Below are 19,917 nucleotides of genomic sequence, written 5' to 3' on the forward strand. Positions count from 1 at the left end.
CCGGCTCAAGATCGACCAGTCGTTCGTCCGTCAGATGCATTCGGAGACGAAGGACCGGTCCATCGTGGCGACGATCATCTCGCTCGCGCACAACCTGAACCTGCAGGTCGTTGCCGAAGGCGTGGAGACGGAGTCCCAATCCGAATTTCTCGCGCAGCAAGGCTGCGACGAGATGCAAGGCTACTACATCAGCAAGCCGCTCAAAGCCTTCGACGTCGAGCGTTTTATCATCGACGGGGGCGCTCGCTAAGACTACTAAATCAAACAGCCGCACGGCTCCCTTATGCATAGGGAAAGTCGTACGGCTGTTTGGCATTCGGAGGGCCCGGGCTTGTCCCCGCCGAACGGCCGGCGGTCTATCTCTAAACTTGTCCGCTAACCGATCACGTTTGCAAGGTTGCTTTCCTTACTTACTTAGCCTGCTGAAGCTCCGCGATGGCCGCTTTGTACTGCCCAAGCAGCTTGTCGAGCGTCTGCTTGATCTTCTCCGCATCGTCCTTCGCGACGGCTTGAGCCAACGCGATGCGGCTTTGAAAGATGCCGTCTCCCGCCGGTGCCGCAGCGGAAGCCACCTTTATGCCAGGACCGTCTGCAAGTGTTGCCGTCGTCGTTGCCTTCAACACGTCTCCCTCGACCGCCTTGACCATCTGAAGCGTTACTGATTCCGCCTCGCCCAGGTTTCCCTTCCGGATCACGACGTCAGTCGCATTCGCAGTCGCAGGAGCAAGAGCAAGATTAGGAGCAGGCTGCGCAGATCTGGTCGAACCCGAAGCGGGCAGAGCGGCGGCAGACAACGTCAGCGTCTTGACCGGCACGAGCTTGTTGTAGCTGTCCAGCGTCTTCTTCCATTCCTCGACGGTGTCCGGCGCATACTTCGCGGCGACCTCGATCGGATCGGGCAGCTGCAGGATCGCGGCAGACGAGACCGGCTTCGCGCCTCCTTCCAGCGACAGCTTGGCCGGCGAATGGGACAGCTGTACCTGGGACAGCGGCGCCTGGGAGAGCGCATACTGCGCGGATAACGCAGGTCCGGCCGCCGCAAAAGCGGCGACTGGACTGCCCAGTGCGGCGACGGCCATTGCGGTGATGGCGATTTTGGCGATCAATGGCTTGCTTTTCATCGTTGGATCACTCCTGCTTCTGGTTTGTGTTGCACCTCCTACTTTAGGACGCGGATGTGGCATCCGATTGGTGGAATTGTGGAAAAACGATGGCACGCACCCAGCTCCGGAACGGACTTGTTATAATGAACCTATCGCTTGGCCGGGGAGGTCCTTCCTATCAACGAATATACGATTGCCGTCGTGGACGACGATCCGAACATCCGGCATCTCGTCGAGGCTTATCTGATCAAAGAAAATTATCGCACCGTCGGCCTGGGTTCCGCGGAAGAGGCATGGGAGCTGTGGACGAGCAGCCCGCCGGATCTCTGGGTGCTCGATATTATGCTGCCGGGCATGGACGGGTACGAGCTGTGCAGGCGCATCCGCAGCGACGCGGAAGTGCCGATCATCATGATCTCGGCCAAGGACGAAGAGGTCGACAAAATATTGGGACTCGAACTGGGCGGCGACGACTACCTGGTGAAGCCCTTCAGTCCTCGCGAGCTGGTGGCCCGGGTGAAGCGTCAGCTGCGCCGCTGGTACCGGCTTCATGCCGCGAACGAGACGGCTGCGCCGGTAGCCGCGCCGATCGTCGTCGAAGTCGGTTCCTTGCGCGTGTATCCCGAGGAACGGCGCGCTTATTGGGGCGGCGCCGAATTGGAGCTGACCTTTAAGGAATATACGCTGCTGCAGGTGCTGGCGGAGCATCCCAATCGCGCGTTTACGCGGGAGGAGCTGCTCATGCTGGTGTGGGGCGACGATTACTTCGGCAGCGATAGAGCCGTCGATCATCTGATCAAGCGGTTGCGCAAAAAAGCCGAGCAGCTCCCGATTGAATCGGTATGGGGGCACGGCTATCGCTTAAGAGCGGACGGAGGGATTCAGCCATGAAGCTGCTGCATCAGATCAATCTGGCATTCGGGGCGCTGCTCGTGCTCGTATTGGGCATGACGGCGCTGGTCATTCATCTCGTTCTGATCGATCATTTTATGGGCGAGCAAAAGCAGGAGCTCCGCACAATGGCCTCCAACATCGCCACCACGCTCCAGCTCCAGGCCGCGCCCGCGGCGGGCGTAACCGGTACGACACGCTCTCTCGATCAAGCCGTCGCGCTGCCTGTCGGCGTCGAGGCTTTTGTCTCGGATGACGAGGGTCATATCGTCAGCGGCAATACGGGATCGGTGTCGCTAACGCCTTCCGTGCAGGCGCTCTCCGCGACGGCTCTATCGGCCAAGGACGCGATGATCAAGCTTAACCCCTCGGGCGTGCAGATCAGCAGCGGCTATCTGGTCCGCACGGACCCGGTCCCCCAGGGCACACTTACACTGCGCACCCCGATTAGCAAGATCAATGCGATCGAACGCGCGCTGCTCGGCCGGCTGCTGATCGTGCTGGGCGTCGGCGGCGCGGTAGCCGTGCTGCTCAGTCTGCTCATTACCCGCAAGCTCATTCGTCCGTTGATGAAGCTGCGGCGCGAACTCGCGAAGGTGCATGAACGGCGGTTCGCCGATGTTCGTCTCGTCCCGGCCGGCGGAGAGATCGGCGCTGTCGCGCGGACCGTATACGATCTGGCCGGGGAGCTGGAGCGATACAGCCGGGTGCAGAAGCAATTTTTCCAAAATGCCTCCCACGAGCTGAAGACGCCGCTCATGTCGATCGCCGGCTATGCGGAAGGCATCCGCGACGGCATATTCGAAGGCGAAGGTGCCCGCAAGGGGCTCGACATCATCGTGAACGAGAGCGGGCGGATGACGAAGCTCGTCACGGAAATGACGCTGCTCGCGAAGCTCGACAGCGAAGCGGACATCGTACAGCCGATCTTCGTCCGCGTACAGGAGCTGCTGACCGGCGTCGCTGAGCGGATCAATCCGCTGCTTGCGCAGCGGGGGCTGTCCCTCGACATCGTCTGCGCAGCCGACGCGAAGGACGAGCTTGCGATTATGGCCGACAAAGACAAGCTTTTGCAGGCGCTGCTTAACGTCGTGTCCAACGCCGCACGCCATGCTGTTCGGTGCATTGTGATCGAAGCCGGCATCGAAGACGGCCTGGTCGTCATCCGGGTGCTCGATGATGGGGCAGGCTTCCCGGATACGCTGCTCCCCCATTTGTTTCACCGATTCGTCAAGGGCAAGGACGGCGAGACCGGCCTTGGCCTCGCCATCTCCCGCGCGATCGTCGAACGCTGCGGCGGCTTGATCCGCGCGGGCAATCAGGCATCCGGCGGAGCCGTCATCTCGCTCAGCTTTCCGCAGACGGCAGCCTGAGGCCGCGCAAAACAAAGGAGCTGTATCTCTGTCGTCAAGACGACTTCGGGGTACAGCTCCTTCTCGTTTGGCTGATCGGATGGGACAAGCCGGCCGGCTGGGTCTACCACCCGAAGATGGCGTCGATGACCGGCTTCGTATGGCCGCCCGGATAGAGCAGGTACAGCAGCACGTAAACGGTAATGCCCGTAATCGCGGTAATGAACCAAATGACGGCCGTCACGCGGCCCCACCGGCGGTGCTTCGCATATTTTTCCTTGAAGCCGAGCACAAGCGTGGTGATGCCGAATACGGCCGCGACCATCGCCAGCGTGATATGGAACAGCAGGAATATCAAATAGATCGTCTTGAGATGATCCGGTCCGCCCCACTCGGTATTGCCGACGAAAATCGTACGGGATACGTAGATGATGAAGAAAATGATCGCCGCGATCGCAGCCATGATCATCGTCTTCTTGTGGGCTTCTCGCTTGCCCCGGATAATGAGGTTCCAGCCGATCGCGACGAGAATGGCGCTAAGCGCGATAAAGCTCGTACTGATCGTCGGCATAATGGTATAGCTCGACAAGTGGGCTCACCTGCTCCATAAATGTTGGACAACTGCTCCCATTGTAACCTGCCTTTGTCCCCAGTTCAATTGAGTACGGCCCCACTTCACACATTGTTCAAACGGCTTGACGAAGCATGGTCGAACGCGGGATCGTCGTCCTGCGCGCGCTCTCTCCGGTACCACTGCATGAAGACGGTGTACAGCGCGGCGATGTTGATGAACTCCTGCAGGAGCTTCATGATGATGCCGCCCAGCTGCTGGTCGTCGATCGGCTTGAGCAGGCTGAAAAAGGCCGGTCCACCCTTAAACTGAGACAAAAATGCGGACGGGTCGCCTGCGATACAATAGCCCATCGCTTTAGCCCATGTGTCCGGGTCGTTGTAGACGCTGAACAGCGGCGTGCTCGCGAATATAATAAGGACGCACGCCGGCGTGAGCAGCAGGCCGTTCAGGAAAATGAAGCCGAGCTTGCGCAAATTGGTCAGCTTGCTCCATTCGGCGACCGGGCACATCACATGCCACCAACTGATCAATGCTGCGCCGAGCATTACGAAGTAGTAGATGCCATGCACCACGTAATGTGTCATGATCCAGTCATGGTTGGCCGGCATATGGTACACCGAGAACAGCAGGTTAAACGCGAACAGCCCGAGGAGCGGATTCATGATAAACCGCAGCGGCCTCCAGAACGGCTTGGAAAAAATGGACTTCCATAGCCAGGCTGGTATGCCGTAAATCAACATCGGCGGCACGATAAAATAAGAAATCGCCATCGCCGTCATATGAAAAGTAAACATGAGGTGGCCCATCAGGCTGAGCGGGCCGCCCTGCGCCAAATAAAGCAGCGCGATGCCTGCAATAAATGCCGCTTGCCGCTTTTTGGCGACGGGCTCGCTATGATCGAACCGTTCCCGCCAGGGTCCCGTAACGAGCGAATACAAAATGACGATCAATAAAGCAATGATCATCATAACCGGGCTCCATAGGTCGGCGAACGAGAAATATTCCAATCCCATTCCCATCGCAGTTCCTCCTTTCGATCGCATCCCGATCGATCAAGCGCGACACGATTAACGATGCAAATTGCCTGAACCGTTAAAAAGAGAGGCGGCTTGTAGGCCCGCCTCTCTTCAGTTCTTGTTATTTTACCACCAAACCCAGTAAAGGGCCATGATCACCATCGTGAAGACGACGATGATTCCGAAGATGATGCCCATCGTCGCGAACAGATGTCCGCGATCCTTCAAGTGCATCCAGAAAGCAAGCTGTACGAATACTTGCAGCAGCGCCATGGACACGAGGATGATGTACGTGAACGTCGTGTTGATCTCGCCGGCCGATACCGCCGCGAAGGCGATGATCGTAAGCGCGAGCGACAGGACGAACGCGACGACATGCTTTTGCGGTCCTTCGTGCCGGTGACGTCTTTTGGGTTCCGAAGCGGCTGCCGAATGGTCGTTGGCCATGAGGTTAACCCACCTTTCCCATCAGGTATACAACGGTGAAGATGAATACCCAAACGACGTCGATGAAGTGCCAGTAAATGGCGGACACATAGATCTTCGGAGCGGTGACGACCGTAAGGCCCTTCTTGAAAATCTGGGCGATGAGCAGCCCGATCCAAAGTACGCCGAATGCGACGTGCGCGCCGTGGAAGCCGACCAGCGTGTAGAACGAGGAGCTGAATGCGCTCGTCGTCAGCTTGTGGCCTTCCGACACGTACGTGTTGAACTCGTAAATCTCAAGTCCGAGGAAGCCGAGGCCGAGCAGGATCGTGATGATCAGCCAGACGATCATCGCCTTGACCTTGTGCTGGTGCAGCGCCTGAACCGCGAACACGCTCGCGAGACTCGACACGAGCAGGATCATCGTCGCCGCGAATACCATCGGCAGCTCGAACAGATGATCCGGCGTCGGACCGTCGAGCGTCTGATGGCGAAGCGCGATGAACGCCGCGAAGAGGGTTCCGAACAGAACCGTCTCCGCGCCGAGGAACAGCCAGAAGCCAAGAATTTTATTGCGGCCTTCTAACGTCGCCTTTTCGGGCTCATGAGGAAGGTGTCCGTCTAAGTGATGGTCGTGTGCGCTCATGCGTGCACCCCTTTCTCCTGCTCCTCAGGCTCGATATGGAAGCCGTGATCGTCGAACACGGAGCGGCAGAACATGCTTCCGAAGGTGACGACAAGCCCTGCGATCGCAACGATCAGGTGATCGTACATGAAGCCGAGCGCCGCAGCGAACAATCCGATGCTCATGATGAGCGGGAGAATCGAAGGCGATGGCATGTGGATCGGCCCGACCGGCTCGGCCGGAGGCATTTCGGTATTGCCTTTTTGCTTTTCGTTCCACCATGCGTCATAAGAACGCACGAGCGGAAGCTGCTTGAAGTTGTACTCCGGCGGCGGCGAAGGAATCGACCATTCGAGCGAGCGGCCGTCTTCCCACGGATCGTCCGCGACCGGCTTCTTGTTCGCAGAACTGACGATGACATTGACGACGAAGATAATCGTGCCGATGCCCATCAGGAACGCGCCGACGGTGCTGACCGCATTCATCGTGTCGAAGCCTTGGCCCGGCAGGTACGTCCATACCCGGCGTGGCATCCCGATCAGTCCCAGGAAGTGCTGAATGAAGAAGGTCAAGTGGAAGCCGATAAAGAACGTCCAGAAGGTCGCCTTGCCCAGCTTCTCGTTCAGCACCCGGCCGAACATCTTCGGCCACCAGTAGTGAAGGCCGGAGAAGATGCCGAAGATCAATCCGCCTACGATAACGTAGTGGAAGTGAGCGACGACGAAGTAAGTGTCGTGATACTGGAAGTCCGCCGGCGCGACAGCCAGCATGACGCCGGTGACGCCGCCCATGACGAACGTCGGGATGAACCCGATGGCGAACAGGCTCGCGGAAGTGAACGAGATCGATCCGCCCCACAGCGTGAACAGCCAGTTAAAAATCTTGACGCCCGTCGGCACCGCGATCAGCATCGTCGCGATGGAGAACAAGCCGTTCGCGACCGGACCGAGGCCCGTCGTGAACATATGGTGCGCCCAGACCATGAAGCCGAGGAACGCGATCAGCACGGTCGCGAATACCATCGAGCTGTAGCCGAACAGCCGCTTGCGCGAGAAGGTGCTGACGACTTCGGAGATGACGCCGAAGGCCGGCAGAATCAGGATGTAAACTTCGGGGTGACCGAACACCCAGAAGATGTGTTCCCAGAGCACGGCGTTGCCCCCGTTGCCCGTCTCGAAGAAATTCGCTTGGAACAGGCGATCGAACGTCAGCGCGACGAGGCCGACCGTCAGTACCGGGAAAGCGAAAACGATCAGCGCGGACGTGATGAAGATCGTCCAGGTGAACATCGGCATGCGCATGAAGGACATGCCCGGCGCGCGCATGTTGATGATCGTCGCCATAAAGTTGATGCCGCCGAGCAGCGTGCCGATACCGGCAATCTGCAGACCCATCAGATAGTAATCGACGCCGTGGCCGCCGGCATACGTCGGACCGGCCAGCGGCACGTACGATGTCCAGCCCGCATCGGGGATGTCGCCGGCGAACCAGCTGATGTTCAACAGAACGCCGCCGGCGAAGAAGGTCCAGAAGCCGAGCGAGTTCAGGAACGGGAACGCAACGTCGCGAGCCCCGATCTGCAGCGGGATGACCGCGTTCATGAGCGCGAACAGCATCGGCATCGCCGCCAGGAAGATCATCGTCGTACCGTGCATCGTGATCAGTTGGTTAAAAGTATCCGCCCCGACGAAGTCGTTCATGGGCTTAATCAGTTGAATCCGGATCAGGACCGCCTCAAGGCCGCCGACCAGGAAGAACAAACCGCCGGCGATTAAGTACAGAATCCCTATTTTCTTGTGGTCGACGGTCGTCAGCCAGTCCATCAAGCCGCGATATCGCTTGACCGTGTGCGCGTGTGCAGCCAAAGCCGCGTCCTCCTTCATTCCCCGCAGAAGCTAGAGTATTAGTATTCGAGCTTTTGGCCGGCCAGATACTTCGCGATGCCGTCGAGCTCTTCTTCCGTAAGGCCGGTCGCCGTCGTGCCCTTGCCGGGTCCGTACTTCACGTTCGTGCTGACGTCCGGCATTTGGTTGCCCGGCTTGATCGTCTGCGCGTGGGCGATCCAGTCCTTGAGGTTCTCCTCGGCCGACTTCTCGTCGTTGTAGAGGATACCGCCGACGGTGAGCCTGCTGCCGACGCCCGTAAGGTTCGGCGCTGCGCTGCCTGCGTTCGTCTCGCCGATCGCGTGGCAGGTCAGGCACTTGCTCTCGAACGCCGCCTTGACGTTCTCGTCCGCCGGCATGGAGACCGGCTCCTTCATCGCCGCGACCCAGCGGTCGAACGAAGCCTGATTGACGGCCTTCGCCTTGAAGTCCATCAAAGCGTGAGAAGGGCCGCAGAGCTCGGCGCACTTGCCTCTGAACACGCCTTCGTTGGGGAACTCGAGGTACAGCTTGTTCGTGGTGCCAAGACCTGCATTGGTATCGATCTTGCCGCCGATGGAAGGAATCCAGAAGGCGTGCGTCACGTCGCCGGACGCCAGCTTGAACTGAATCTTGCGGCCCGTCGGCACGATCAGCTCCTGCGCGGTCTTAATGCCATATTCCGGATACTCGAACTCCCACCAGTACTGGTGAGAAGTGACGGTCACCTGCACCGCCTCGGGATCCTTGGAATAGTCCTTGGACAGTCCGAAAACCGTATTGATCGTCGGGACGCCCAGAATGAGCAGCAAAATAATCGGAACGACCGTCCAGATAATCTCCAGCGTGTGATTCCCTTCGACTTGCTTCGGGACCGTATTGTCGCCTTTGCGCCGGCGGAAGCGGATCAGTACGTAAATACAGATCGCAAACACGACGACAACGACAAGCGCCATGATCGAGATCGAGAGCGTCATCAGGTCAAATTGCTTTTGCGCCACCGGCCCCTTGGGGCTCAATGTCGACAGATCCTCCCTACCGCACGCCGACAGCAATAGCGCCATGCCGGCCATGAGCGGAAGCAAACGCTTTAATACGCGCCACCGATTCATCATCCATTCATCCCCACTTTGACATAATCACGGATCGCCCTCTTCTCTGACTGTGGCGGCGGCGATCCATGTGTTGCGCGATGTCGAACTTTGTTCACGCACGTGCCTAAACCCTCTAATAAATATAAAGATTGGCACGACAGTTTGTCAATGTTCACACAACAGTTCACAAATTGTTCTCAAAACTGTCAAAATCGTTGCGCCGCAAGGGTTTCAAGGCTCAATTTTGCGTTTTCGGAGGTCGTGCGCCCCCTCGTGCAAAGGCTTTCTTCGTCCACAAGCCCTCCCGGTCTCCCGATGTCGGGCCGCAGCCCTTTCCATCAGCTTTTACCATTGTCGGCTTGTTTTATGTACGCTGGCGCGGCATACTTTTGCGGCGGCGGCGAACACTAGTCGCATCGCATCCAGATTCCGAGGAGGAGCCGGTTATGAACAAGCGCCGTTGCGCCCATGCACTGCTGCTCGCGGCCGCGCTGACGGCAGCGTTGGGCGGCTGCAATTACAAAGCCCATCATCAGCAAAGCGCGAACGATTACGGCAGCAGAACGGCGAACGATCCTAAAATGTCCGGCGTTCGCGCCTACAGCCATGTCGTCACCGATCCGCGCGCGCACGACAACCGTTATTTCGAGTACAGCTCGGCTCTCTCCTATCGCTTGTCCAACGTGCCGGGCGTCGCCAACGCCATCGTCATGCTGACCGACAAAAACGCCTACGTCGGCATCTCGACCGATCTGACCGCAACGGGCGTCCGCTCGCACGGCGGCGGCCGGGATTCGCGCGACCAGGACAATACCGGCACCACCGAAGGTGTCTATAACGTGGATACTGGCAGCACGTCATGGGATTTGACGAAAATCGTGACGCCGTACAATTCCTCCTTTTCGCATAAAGACATCTCGGATCTGTCGACCGAATTCCGGCAGACGCTGGCAAATGAGGTGCGCAAGATGGCGCCCAACGTGAACGGCGTCCACATCTCCGCCAACATGGAATACATGAACCAACTGCTCGGCTACGCCAAAGCGTCCTGGGACGGGCAGCCGCTCGCTCCGCTCACGCCGAGCTTCAACAGGTTGGCCAAGTATATGTTCGCGGCGGGCGACGAAGTGCCGCTGCCTGTGCCCGAGCCGACGGCGCGCGGCAGGAGCGGGCACGAATGAACAACGGACACGTTGAATGCGGGTTGCGCAGAGAGCCTCATTTCTGCAGCGGCCCGTATTTTATTTATTTGTGAGTTATGCGATTTTATCGCACAATTCCGCGCCGAAGAGCTGAGAAGCGGCTGAGTTATGCGATTTTATCGCACAACTCATGCCGAAGAGCCGAGCTGTGGCCGAGTTATGCGATTTTATCGCACAAGTCGCGCAGAAAAGCCGAGCTGTGGCTGAGTTATGCGATTTCATCGCACAACTCCGCGCCGAAGAGGCCGAGCAGCCACTGCGGAGCCGAGCAAGGGCGAGTTTTGAATCCTTTTTTTGGCTACCACATGCCTGCAGCCTCCGCTCGCGGCACGAGCTGAATGTCGGCGCGCCCGAAGTCCGGCTTCGCAAAGGCGATTGCTCGGTTGGTTGGCATTCCAAGGTGTGGGTACGATAATCGGGACCAAACTTGAAGGGGAGCTGATCCGCATGAGCGATCTGGAAAAAAAGCGCAAAGCGCCGCGACATAAAAAAACAAGGCCCCGAGTCAAAGAGGCCTTGCGAAAAATCGGTGGTCAGGAAGCGGATGAATTGATTCTCATCAGCTCGCGTTCAACGATAACGGTAAGTTCATCTTCATAGCCGCCGGTGATTCTGTATTTCCGGATGTAGTCCTTCACGAACTTGCGCGGATCCTTGGGGCGAAAAATTCTCGTTAGTTCCTGCAGACTCTCCTGAACTTCGTTATGACCGCGCTTTGCCATGCCATAATCCCTCCCGGCGGAAACTTCCCGCAAGATTCGTACAGAGTTGACGCCCGGCTGCCCATATTTAGATGTTTACTTCCCGTTCGTCTCATTATACCAGTTCGACTAGAGGTTTAACAGAAAAACCGTCTTCAGACGTCCACCTCGAACCATTGTTCCCCGCCCGGCAAGCTGAATCGATCGCCCGCCTTGAGCTCTCGCCGATCCCCCGCCGCCAGCCGCGTGCCGTCCGGCAAATATGTACCGTTGGATGAGCCGTGGTCGACCAGCGAAAAAATGCCGCGCGAAGGATCGTAGCTGACCGTGCAATGCTTGCGGCTGATCTCGGCATGTCCGTCCGGATAAACAAGCTCGCATTGGTGGCCGTCCCTGCCGATGGCAAGCGGCCTGTCCGCCAGGCTGTAGCTAACGCCCGCAAACTGACCCGCGACGCCCACAAGCCGCGGCACGCCGGCGCCAGCGATCGCAGCCTTGCGCCGCCCGGACTTGTCCGATGCGTCGCTCAGGCTTCGGAGCGGGATCGTATAGGCAGCCTCATCGCCCTCTTGCCGCTCGTCTTCGTAGCCGGGAACGGCCTGGTTCGAGGCAGACAAGTCCGAATTCGCGGGCCTGGACTCGTCCTCCTTCGTACTCTTACCCCGCGAAGTCATCTGCAGAAACGCCAACACCGCAATCACGGATACGGCGATGCCGATGGCCATGGCGGCCAGAAGCGGGAGCATGCCCTGCGACTCCAAGCGTTCGGCGGCCGTTTGGGCGGCGGCCGGCGCCGCCTCCGCCTTCAGGCCCGGCCATGCCGCAGCCGCGAGCGCCAGCGCGGCGGCCGGCAGGGCGCGGCGGCCGGACCTTCTTTTCATGGCGGCTCCTCCTAGTCATGTAAACGCTTACTAATGCGTATGCGCAAGTTTATTATTTAATACCGCTTATGATCTCGATTATAGCTTGATTCGGCGGCCCGTTCAATGTTTGCCCGGATGGCCCGAAGAGATCGGCAGCCTTGTTAAAGGCCGCCGATCAGCTCGCGGAGCTCACTTGCCGAAGGCGCGCGAAAGGATACGTGAAGTCCGCTCGCGTCCGACGATATGTCCTTGATCTTGACGACCTTGGGCAGCTCGTCGCCCAGCGGGATGACGACGTCCTCGAACCCGTCGGCGGGCAGCTTCACGCCCCGGAGCGAAGCTCCTTGGACCTCTGCGATCAAGTTGGGCGATGCCCACTTTAGCCGATATACGATCGTCAGCCCGACCGGAATCCGCTCCCTGATCTTCAGATTCACGTCTGCCGCCAAGCGGTCGTCCGTTAGCAGGCGGAACCGGGCGCCCGTGATCCGCACGTCGGGACTGTACATCGGATTTTGCGCGATCGATTCCTTGGCGAGATTGTTGACGTCGGCCTCGGACAGCACCAGCTCCGTCGAAACGCGTTTGAGCATCTCCACCGCCTTTTTCTCGAGATCGACCTTTTCGTAGGAAAGATCGAGACGCTCGGCCGGCTTGATCAATTGAAATAAGATGACGCTCCCGACCGCGATGAGCACGACGAGGGCGATGAGCGCGAACAGCAGCTTTTTCAAAGGTAAGCCCTCCTCCGGACGGAACTTCGCGCGGGCATAGCGCGCCACGCTTGCATTGACTTGCATCCCTGCTTAAGAGTATAACATTAAGTAATTCAAACGTCGGACAGGGTTCGATCATCGCGCGGATTCGGCGCCCTGCCCGCGCTTCAGCCGGCCGTCCCTTCGGGGGCGGCTCTTCATTTAGGATCAGGAAGGAAGATGATGACGTTGTCAGACTCATTACCCCGCAGCGCCCCCGCCTCTATCCGTATGGAGGATATATTGTTCGCGGCCCACACGCTCCGCAGCGTCGTATCTCCCACCCCGCTGCAGTTCAACCAGCGGCTGTCGGCCAAGCACGGCTGCCGGATTCACCTGAAGCGGGAGGATCAACAGGTCGTGCGCTCCTTCAAGATTCGCGGCGCCTACAATCTGATCTCCGGCTTGTCCGCGGAGGAGCGCGAGCGCGGCGTCATCTGCGCGAGCGCGGGCAACCATGCGCAGGGCGTCGCCTATTCCTGCGCCGCGCTCGACATTCCCGGCATCATCTACATGCCCGCGACAACGCCGCGCCAGAAGGTCGGTCAGGTCGAGCTGTTCGGCGGGGACAAAGTCGAGGTCAGGCTCATCGGCGACACGTTCGACGATGCCTATGCCGAAGCCCAGCGGGCGGTGCGCGAGACAGGCATGACGTTCGTGCATCCCTTCGTCGATCCCCGCATCATCGCAGGCAACGGAACGGTGGGTAAAGAAATCATGGAGGCGTGCAAGGAGCCGGTGGACGTGCTGCTCGTAACCGTCGGCGGCGGCGGACTCGCCGCGGGCGTCGCTTCCTACGTCAAAGCCGTGAGTCCGAATACGCGCATCATCGGCGTCGAGCCCGAGGGCGCGCCTTCGATGCTGGCCGCGATGGAGCGCGGCGAAGTCGAGCCGCTCGAGGAGATCGACAAGTTCGTGGACGGCGCCGCCGTCAAGCGGGTGGGCGATCTCACGTACGCGCTGTGTCGCGACCTGCTCGACGAGGTGATCGTCGTGCCGGAAGGCCGGGTATGCACGACGATCCTCGAGCTGTACAACGAGCATGCGATCGTCGCCGAGCCGGCCGGCGCCCTGACCGTCGCCGCATTGCCGATGCTGGCCGACAGGCTGGCCGGCCTGAGCGTCGTCTGCGTCGTGAGCGGCGGCAACAACGACGTCGACCGCATGCAGGAGATCAAGGAGCGGTCGATGATTTACGAGGGGCTCAAGCATTATTTCATGGTCAACTTTCCGCAGCGCTCCGGCGCGCTCAGAGAGTTCCTCGACGACGTGCTCGGGCCGGACGACGATATCGTCCAATTCGAATACACGAAGAAGCATAATAAGGAAAACGGCCCGGCCCTCGTAGGCATCGAGCTCAAGAGCCGGGACGACTACGGCCCTCTGATCGAGCGGATGAATCACAAGGGATTCCGGTACGCGGAGCTGAACAAGGACCCGCTGCTGTTCAACTTGCTGATCTGAACGGACCCTGGGCGCGACTTTGATCGCATGCAAATTATGGCTATAATGGTGAGGTCATGCATCCCGCCCGCCGCTTGTGCGCCAGAGGGCTTCAAAGGAGAATTCCGTTGAAGACGGCTTCGATCAAATCGCTGTTTACGAAAGAAATATCGCTGCTGGCCATCATCCTGTATCTGGTAGAGTTCGTGCGCGGGGCGGCGCTCATCGGCTTTTTGCCCATTTACGGCAAGGAGACGCTGGGCCTTGATCTGGATGTCATCGGCGCGGCCATAACGGCCCACTACCTGATCGACACGGCGCTGAAGCTGGGGATGGGCTATCTCGTTCATCGATTTCATGTCAAAAAGATTATCAATATCGGGCTGCTCGCCTCGCTGGTCGGAATGGCGCTCATCGGTTGGGCGGACGTGCCCTGGATGTTCATCTCGGCCGCCGGGCTGTACGGACTCGGCATCTCGCCGATCTGGATTTATTGCCTGACCAAGGTCAAGGAAGAGAGCCGCGGCGCCCAGATGGGCTTCCTGTACATGATCTGGCTCGTCGGGCTCGGCTCCGGTCCGGTCGTCCTCAATCTGGTGCTCGTTCACAGCGAGAGCGCGAGCTACTGGATCATGGTGCTCGTATCCGCCGGCGCCTGGCTGCTCTCGTTGATGATCCCGAGGGAAGCGCATGCCGAAGTGGCGGCCGTTCCCTTTCGCAAGCAATTAGCCGTGCTCGGCACGCACTTGAAGGACATGCGGCTGCTGCTGCCGGGTATGATCCTGCAAACGCTGGCGGCCGGCATGCTGCAACCGATCCTGCCCAGCTTCGTAAAAGATCATCTCGGGATGGCTTCCTGGCAGTATACGCTTCTTCTGCTCGCCGGCGGCGGATTTACGGCGCTCGGGCTGATCCCAATGGGCAGGCTGTCGGACAGGCTCGGCAAAAAGTGGTTTCTCGTCGTCGGCTTCATCCTGTTCGGCGTGGCGCTCTACGGCTTGACGCTCGGGCCCGTGACCGTGCTCGCCTTTATATGGGCCGTCACGCTGGGGTTATCTTACGCAGCCGTGCTACCCGCCTGGAACGCGCTGCTGGCCGCTTACGTGCCGCCTGAGCAGAAGGGCCTCGGCTGGGGCGTACTCTCCGCCGTCGAAGGCGTCGGCGGCCTGCTCGGGCCGATCATCGGCGGGTTCGCGGCCACAGGCTTCGGCGAGCCGTCCGTCGTCCTGAGCACGGCGGTCATTTTTGCCGTCATCGGCGTCATCTACCTGCTGTTCCCATTCCGCCTGTTCCGCGGGGAAAAGCCCGCACAGCGCATGTGAGGTAATCTATGCTTCAGCTATTGTCCGACAGCATCTCCGCATTCGCCGCCACGCGCTGGCAGGAGTGGATGACTTATCTAAAAGGCATGAGCCTCGAAGACATTCAGGCGCTGCTCGACCGCTACTCGGCTCTCGGGCCGCTGCCCGGCATCTTGCTGCCCCTGGCCGAGTCGCTGTTGCCTTTTTTGCCGCTCATCGTCATCGTCGTGGGCAATGCCTTGTCCTACGGACTATGGCTTGGCTTCCTTTATTCCTGGATCGGTGCCAGTTGCGGCGCGATCCTCGTCTTCCTGCTCGCTCGCCGCTTCGGCTCCCGCTACGGAGAGCGCATCCGGAGGCGCATGCCCCGCATGGAGCGCCTTTTCTCCTGGGTGGAGCGCAAAGGGTTTACGCCGATTTTTATTCTGTCGTGCCTGCCCTTCTCTCCGTCGGCCGTCGTTAATATCGCATCGGGCATCTCCAAGATTCCGACGCATACGTTCGTCACCGCCATTATCATGGGCAAGGCCGTCATGATCTTCACCCTTTGCTTTCTCGGCCACGACCTGAACGCGCTCGTCCACCAGCCCTGGCGGCTGCTCGTGGCCGCGGTTATCCTGGCCGCGCTGTGGTTCGCGGGAAAAAGGCTTGAGGGCCGGTACGTGGGATAAGGGGCCGGTTCGATCGGGAGTTGAGCGCCGGCTGGCCCGGCATAATGCCGCCGCGCGCGTGGCAACCTATCCGGGAGTCGACGATATCACCGGAAGGAGGGATCGCCATGTCCGGCGAACAACCGTCAGGCGCTCAGATCGAGGCCAGAAAAGCGCAGTCCAAAGCCGACCGCACAGGTTCCGGCAAGGACGCCGCCAGCCGCCTCCAATCCGAATCCGACCACTCCGCCATGCGCAAGCACGGCAAGTAATCCCAGCGAGGCGGTGACTTCAGATGAGCGAAAATAACGAAATGCTGCCGTTGTCCGGCGAAAAGGTCGAATCCGACGGCATCTACCGCGACGAGTGGGGCCGCGAGCTGAAGCTCGAACGCGGGGACGAATTTCCGTCCGATCCGATGGTCGGCAGCACGGAGTGGGAATGGGTGGAGGCGGTCTACGACAACCACCACGACGGCGAGACGGACCCGCGCCTGGTCCCCAAGGAAAAGGACGTCAACAAGCAGGAAAAAATCGAGCATCCGCGCAGGCAAGTGGACCGGGGCTCCAAAGGCTGAATACGAAAATCGGCGATCGCTCCGGATATCGGAGGCGGTCGCCGATTTTTTTGATTGGGACGAGGAAGATGATGGCGGTGCGGCGGCCGAATAAGACGATAGCGCGGCATTATTTCGCGCATTTGGTCGTGGCGATGCTAGCGGATGCCATCCTGCAAATGTGCAGCAACCAAGGCTGGTAAGCCTGCAGAGTAACTTTTTGCCCTTATCTATAGCACCTTTTAGACTGGTTCGCGAGGCTGTAGAGTAATCTTTTTCCTTTACAGCACCGTTCTATCGTATCACGAGCCCGTGGATTAACTTGCCCGACAGGGTGTTTCGCATGGAGATGCACGGTTTTTCCGCACAACTGCGCCCCCTCACGCGAAACTACAGTCCTAGCAGTCGCTCAGGATTCTCCGGCGCGCCGTCTCTTCGGTCCTGCCAATGCTCGACCAGCTTGTCGAGCCGGCGGAGCCGCTCCTCGTAGGCGTAGATCGCCGACGCGACGACGGCCAGGCGCGTCTTGTCCGCGCGCTCCATCTCCGCCGAGCAGGCGATGCTCTCGAGCAGCGCGGACGTTTCGGGCGGAGGGGCGGAGGCCGAGGCGCCTGGCTTAAGCAGCCCGTCCCACTTCCACATCAGATGCTCGTGATAGGCGCATAGCGACTCGATATGGCTGTCGATCTCGCGCCGCCAAGCCCCGTCCGCAGCCGCGGCAAAGTAGTGCACCTCCACCGCCTCGATCAACGTGACGCCTCGCTCGAGCGCGTTCAGCATGCCTTGGTACACGACGAGCAGACGGGACCGGTCGGCCCGAGGCGCCTTGCGGACGACCCGCTCCTCCGCGTACAGGTCGTAGGCATCCTCGAGCTTGCGCAGCTGCCCCTTCAAGTCCGACAGTTCCCGGTTGAACACGTTCTCCCGAAGCTCGTTGGATACCGCGGTCCGCAGCAGCAGCGACAGCTGCGTCTGCGACTTTTTCACCTGCGCGACGAACCGGCCGCGATGGCGGGGCGGCGCGATCGCGATGTTGACGACGAAGGCCGTGACGATGCCTGTCAGCAACGCCGCCAGCCGGTCCATGACGAGCGGCCAGCCGAGTCCATGCGCCTCCATCAGGACGACGACGGTCACGACGGTCAGGCCGATCGTCTCTTCCGCGCGAAGGCGAATGCAGAGCAGGATCACCAAGACGCTGACGATGCCGATGGACAACGGACTGCTGCCGACCAGCCACACCGCGGCGATCGCGACGGCGGCGCCCAGCACGTTGCTCTGCAGTTGCTGAAGCACCTGCACCCAACTGCGATAGATCGAGGGCTGGATCATCACGACCGAGGCGATCGCCGCGATGAGCGGCAGCTTCAGCCCGATCAAGCTGCCGATCCACAGCGCGATCGCGACGGCGAGGCCGGTTTTGAATACGCGGGCTCCGATCGTCAAGGCGCGGCCTCCTTTGCGGCCTCCAGCGCCACGGCCGTCGTCGCCGTCTCTTTGCCGTTGACGACAAGCGCAAGCGTGTGCGTGCCCGGATAGTGGCGCCTGGTCGACAGGTCCTTAAAGGACAGCTTGCGCGTCCCTTCGATCGCGGCGCCGCCCGCAATCTCGCGCTCCGCCAGCCGGAACAGCTTGCGGTAGCCGCTCCCCTCCGCGCTGCGCGGGTAGGTCACCGCGAGCTCGAGTCTGAGCTTGCGCGACTCCTCTTCGGGCAGCGACAGCTCCACCGCATAGGCGACCGTCACGGCGTCGCCGATCGCAGCCGCTTCGGGCGTGACGGACCATGTCCGTACGATAGCTTCCGGCGCCGGCAGCAGGCCAAAGAGGCGCATCGCGTCTTCGTCGGCCCGGCTGCGGATCAATCCTCGGCAGGCATGGCGCAGCAGCGCGTCCGTCTGCGGATTGTCCCCGTGCCAGCGGGCAGCCAGCTCCATCACCAGGCCAGGATGGTCCTTGGAGATGTCGTTCAGGTTGTTGGCGACGCTCCGCCGCACGTACTCGGACGGGTCGGCCTTAAGCGTCTCCAGGATCGGCAGGATCGGCGACGGATCCCGCTTGAACGCCGGCAGTGCGTCCGCCCAAGGCAGCCGCGGCCGGCAGCCTTCGCTGGCGAGCCTGCGCACATGCTCGTCCGGATCGGCGCTCCAGGCCAGCATCTGCGCCATCATGCGGGCCGGGTCTTGCTTGATAAAAGGACGGACCGCGAACTCGGCGGACGACGAACGCGTGAACAGCGCGAGCGCGCGCACGGACCTGTCCCAGTGGGATAGCCCGAATACCTCTACGAAGTCCGGGAAAAACAAATAAGGAAAGCCGCGGCATTCATCGGCTATCCCCTCCAAAACATCGAGCGCGCGCTCGTAGTCTCCCGGCAGCACGGCGCCCAGCGACAGGGAAATGCGGCGCATACGACCTTTGAGAGCGAGCGCCTCCCACCCGTCCGCGAGCGTGAGGCTCACGAAGCGCTCCGTATCGAACGGCTGCCACGCACGGGCCACCCGAGCGCCGAACTCTTTTAGGAAAGCTTCGTCATATATATTTTTAAGCGGCTCCGCCACGGTCAAAACTCCTCCTATCGTCGGCTATCAATCGCGCATATCCCGCCGAATCGAAGTTTTATTATACCACGCGAACAACCGGCCGGTCAGCACGGACAGGAACGCCGATACGAACGCCGTCATCGCGGCCGTCTCCAGGCATTCCTCGATCGTCTGCAGCAGCCGCTCGCTGTCTTTGCCCAGGCTGCGGATATCAATCGTGTCCATCGATACGGCGCAAAAAGCGATCACCAGTCCCGCGGTAAAAAACGCGCGCGCGGCCACGCCTCTGCCGAGCAGTCGCCATAGCGCCCATACCGCCGCCAGCCCGCATACCGCGTACAGCGGAATGAGCCAATCTCCCGCTTCCATCCAGGGAAGCAGCCGGATGCCCGTCCGCTTCAAATAGCGGTCCCGCAGCCGCTCGTGCAGCGCGAACCGCTCGTCGAGCGCCAGCCACATAAAGGCCACGACTGTAATCGTCCAGCCCCAGGCGCCATGCCTGCCGATCCAGGCCGACAATCTCGCGCCGCGCTCCCCGGAATGCCCGTCGGCCAGCTGCCGCGCCCCCCGCCCGCGTCGACCTACCGAAGGGGCTGCCTGCGCCGACACCCAGGCTTCACGGGCATCTTGCCCCGCTTCTCCCGCTACTTCCGCTTCGCGGCCGCGTTCTCCGAACGGCGCTGCGAGCCCTTTTTCAAGCGACGCTACGACCGCATTAAGAGCCGCCATCGCCGCGGCCAGCACGAGCAGCACGCTCTCGAGCCATGCCTGGGGCGTCGTCTCCGCGGCGACATAGACCCAATACCGCGGCCAACCGGCGACGAGCATGCCGACCGTAAACAGCAGGACGGCCAGCCACAGCGCAGCCAGCAGCCGCTTTCCTGCGGCCGGCAGCCGCCCCGCTTCTGCAGGGACGACGGAATCTCCCGCTCCCCGCTTGGATTCTCGCATACGCCGGCCTCC

The 19,917-nt window shown here is 60.4% G+C and carries 22 protein-coding genes; 9 read left to right on the plus strand and 13 right to left on the minus strand.

Features of this window, described 5'->3' with window-relative positions:
• Window positions 1–250, plus strand: a 250-nt coding sequence (locus KVT38_RS25370; RefSeq protein ID WP_217596544.1) for an EAL domain-containing protein, incomplete at its 5' end; no start/stop codon positions are given.
• Window positions 251–410: 160 nt separating this feature from the next.
• Here KVT38_RS25370 and KVT38_RS25375 read toward each other — a convergent pair.
• Entirely contained in the window at window positions 411–1,121 is a 711-nt protein-coding gene (locus KVT38_RS25375) for a hypothetical protein (protein ID WP_217596545.1), read from the minus strand.
• A gap of 159 nt (window positions 1,122–1,280) precedes the next feature.
• Here KVT38_RS25375 and KVT38_RS25380 point away from each other — a divergent pair, with 159 nt between their 5' ends.
• Together KVT38_RS25380 and KVT38_RS25385 are read left to right on the plus strand one after the other, a co-directional pair.
• Complete coding sequence (locus tag KVT38_RS25380; RefSeq protein WP_217596594.1) at window positions 1,281–1,994, plus strand: response regulator transcription factor; 714 nt, start codon at window positions 1,281–1,283, stop codon at window positions 1,992–1,994.
• Window positions 1,991–3,367 (plus strand): sensor histidine kinase, encoded by a 1,377-nt coding sequence (locus KVT38_RS25385; RefSeq protein WP_217596546.1) that lies wholly within the window; start codon window positions 1,991–1,993, stop codon window positions 3,365–3,367. The genes KVT38_RS25380 and KVT38_RS25385 overlap by 4 nt, the downstream gene beginning before the upstream one ends.
• Before the next feature lie 103 nt (window positions 3,368–3,470).
• Here the strand turns inward: KVT38_RS25385 and KVT38_RS25390 are convergent, their stop codons facing one another.
• From KVT38_RS25390 to coxB, 6 genes are all read right to left on the minus strand, one after another.
• Window positions 3,471–3,917 (minus strand): DUF420 domain-containing protein, encoded by a 447-nt coding sequence (locus tag KVT38_RS25390; protein WP_483298194.1) that lies wholly within the window; start codon window positions 3,915–3,917, stop codon window positions 3,471–3,473.
• Between the two features lie 104 nt (window positions 3,918–4,021).
• On the minus strand, window positions 4,022–4,939 hold the full coding sequence (ctaG, locus tag KVT38_RS25395; RefSeq protein ID WP_217596548.1) for a cytochrome c oxidase assembly factor CtaG: 918 nt from the start codon (window positions 4,937–4,939) through the stop codon (window positions 4,022–4,024).
• Window positions 4,940–5,062: 123 nt separating this feature from the next.
• Window positions 5,063–5,383 (minus strand): cytochrome C oxidase subunit IV family protein, encoded by a 321-nt coding sequence (locus KVT38_RS25400; protein WP_217596549.1) that lies wholly within the window; start codon window positions 5,381–5,383, stop codon window positions 5,063–5,065.
• Between the two features lie 4 nt (window positions 5,384–5,387).
• Window positions 5,388–6,008: a cytochrome c oxidase subunit 3 gene (locus tag KVT38_RS25405; RefSeq protein WP_217596550.1), complete on the minus strand. Its 621-nt coding sequence runs from the start codon at window positions 6,006–6,008 to the stop codon at window positions 5,388–5,390.
• Window positions 6,005–7,810 carry a cytochrome c oxidase subunit I gene (gene ctaD, locus KVT38_RS25410; protein ID WP_217596595.1) on the minus strand — a complete coding sequence of 602 codons (1,806 nt, stop codon included), beginning with the start codon at window positions 7,808–7,810 and terminating at the stop codon, window positions 6,005–6,007. The genes KVT38_RS25405 and ctaD overlap by 4 nt, the downstream gene beginning before the upstream one ends.
• Before the next feature lie 80 nt (window positions 7,811–7,890).
• Window positions 7,891–8,964: a cytochrome c oxidase subunit II gene (gene coxB / locus KVT38_RS25415; RefSeq protein WP_217596551.1), complete on the minus strand. Its 1,074-nt coding sequence runs from the start codon at window positions 8,962–8,964 to the stop codon at window positions 7,891–7,893.
• Window positions 8,965–9,389: 425 nt separating this feature from the next.
• Here coxB and KVT38_RS25420 point away from each other — a divergent pair, with 425 nt between their 5' ends.
• Window positions 9,390–10,124 carry a hypothetical protein gene (locus tag KVT38_RS25420; RefSeq protein WP_217596552.1) on the plus strand — a complete coding sequence of 245 codons (735 nt, stop codon included), beginning with the start codon at window positions 9,390–9,392 and terminating at the stop codon, window positions 10,122–10,124.
• Window positions 10,125–10,678: 554 nt separating this feature from the next.
• On the opposite strand, the gene KVT38_RS25425 is transcribed toward KVT38_RS25420, so the two are convergent.
• The 3 genes from KVT38_RS25425 to KVT38_RS25435 all read right to left on the minus strand — a co-directional run bounded on the left by KVT38_RS25425 (window position 10,679) and on the right by KVT38_RS25435 (window position 12,443).
• The gene (locus KVT38_RS25425) at window positions 10,679–10,867 is read right to left on the minus strand and encodes a hypothetical protein (RefSeq protein ID WP_090109397.1); all 189 of its coding nucleotides are present in this window, start codon (window positions 10,865–10,867) and stop codon (window positions 10,679–10,681) included.
• A gap of 134 nt (window positions 10,868–11,001) precedes the next feature.
• Complete coding sequence (locus KVT38_RS25430) at window positions 11,002–11,727, minus strand: FHA domain-containing protein (RefSeq protein ID WP_217596553.1); 726 nt, start codon at window positions 11,725–11,727, stop codon at window positions 11,002–11,004.
• Window positions 11,728–11,870: 143 nt separating this feature from the next.
• Window positions 11,871–12,443, minus strand: coding sequence for a hypothetical protein (locus KVT38_RS25435; RefSeq protein ID WP_217596554.1), 573 nt, complete (start codon window positions 12,441–12,443; stop codon window positions 11,871–11,873).
• 210 nt (window positions 12,444–12,653) lie between these two features.
• Between KVT38_RS25435 and ilvA the strand changes: the two genes are divergently transcribed.
• The 5 genes from ilvA to KVT38_RS25460 all read left to right on the plus strand — a co-directional run bounded on the left by ilvA (window position 12,654) and on the right by KVT38_RS25460 (window position 16,435).
• Entirely contained in the window at window positions 12,654–13,928 is a 1,275-nt protein-coding gene (gene ilvA, locus KVT38_RS25440; RefSeq protein WP_483298191.1) for a threonine ammonia-lyase IlvA, read from the plus strand.
• A gap of 107 nt (window positions 13,929–14,035) precedes the next feature.
• Window positions 14,036–15,229 carry an MFS transporter gene (locus KVT38_RS25445; RefSeq protein ID WP_254639546.1) on the plus strand — a complete coding sequence of 398 codons (1,194 nt, stop codon included), beginning with the start codon at window positions 14,036–14,038 and terminating at the stop codon, window positions 15,227–15,229.
• Between the two features lie 8 nt (window positions 15,230–15,237).
• Window positions 15,238–15,879 (plus strand): TVP38/TMEM64 family protein, encoded by a 642-nt coding sequence (locus KVT38_RS25450; RefSeq protein WP_254639547.1) that lies wholly within the window; start codon window positions 15,238–15,240, stop codon window positions 15,877–15,879.
• 107 nt (window positions 15,880–15,986) lie between these two features.
• On the plus strand, window positions 15,987–16,130 hold the full coding sequence (locus KVT38_RS25455) for a hypothetical protein (protein WP_177244180.1): 144 nt from the start codon (window positions 15,987–15,989) through the stop codon (window positions 16,128–16,130).
• Window positions 16,131–16,153: 23 nt separating this feature from the next.
• Window positions 16,154–16,435: a transposase gene (locus tag KVT38_RS25460; protein WP_217596557.1), complete on the plus strand. Its 282-nt coding sequence runs from the start codon at window positions 16,154–16,156 to the stop codon at window positions 16,433–16,435.
• Window positions 16,436–16,804: 369 nt separating this feature from the next.
• On the opposite strand, the gene KVT38_RS25465 is transcribed toward KVT38_RS25460, so the two are convergent.
• Genes KVT38_RS25465 through KVT38_RS25475 form a run of 3 tightly spaced genes read right to left on the minus strand, consistent with a single transcriptional unit; the run spans window position 16,805 to window position 19,905 of the window.
• Window positions 16,805–17,860: an FUSC family protein gene (locus tag KVT38_RS25465; protein WP_217596558.1), complete on the minus strand. Its 1,056-nt coding sequence runs from the start codon at window positions 17,858–17,860 to the stop codon at window positions 16,805–16,807.
• Window positions 17,857–18,972, minus strand: coding sequence for a DNA alkylation repair protein (locus KVT38_RS25470; RefSeq protein WP_217596559.1), 1,116 nt, complete (start codon window positions 18,970–18,972; stop codon window positions 17,857–17,859). Before KVT38_RS25470 ends, KVT38_RS25465 begins: the two co-directional genes overlap by 4 nt.
• A 27-nt stretch (window positions 18,973–18,999) precedes the next feature.
• Complete coding sequence (locus tag KVT38_RS25475; RefSeq protein WP_217596560.1) at window positions 19,000–19,905, minus strand: hypothetical protein; 906 nt, start codon at window positions 19,903–19,905, stop codon at window positions 19,000–19,002.
• Between the last annotated feature and the right edge of the window lie 12 nt (window positions 19,906–19,917).

The sequence above is a fragment of the Cohnella sp. GbtcB17 genome (genome assembly GCF_019091135.1).
Classification (GTDB): Bacteria; Bacillota; Bacilli; order Paenibacillales; family Paenibacillaceae; genus Cohnella.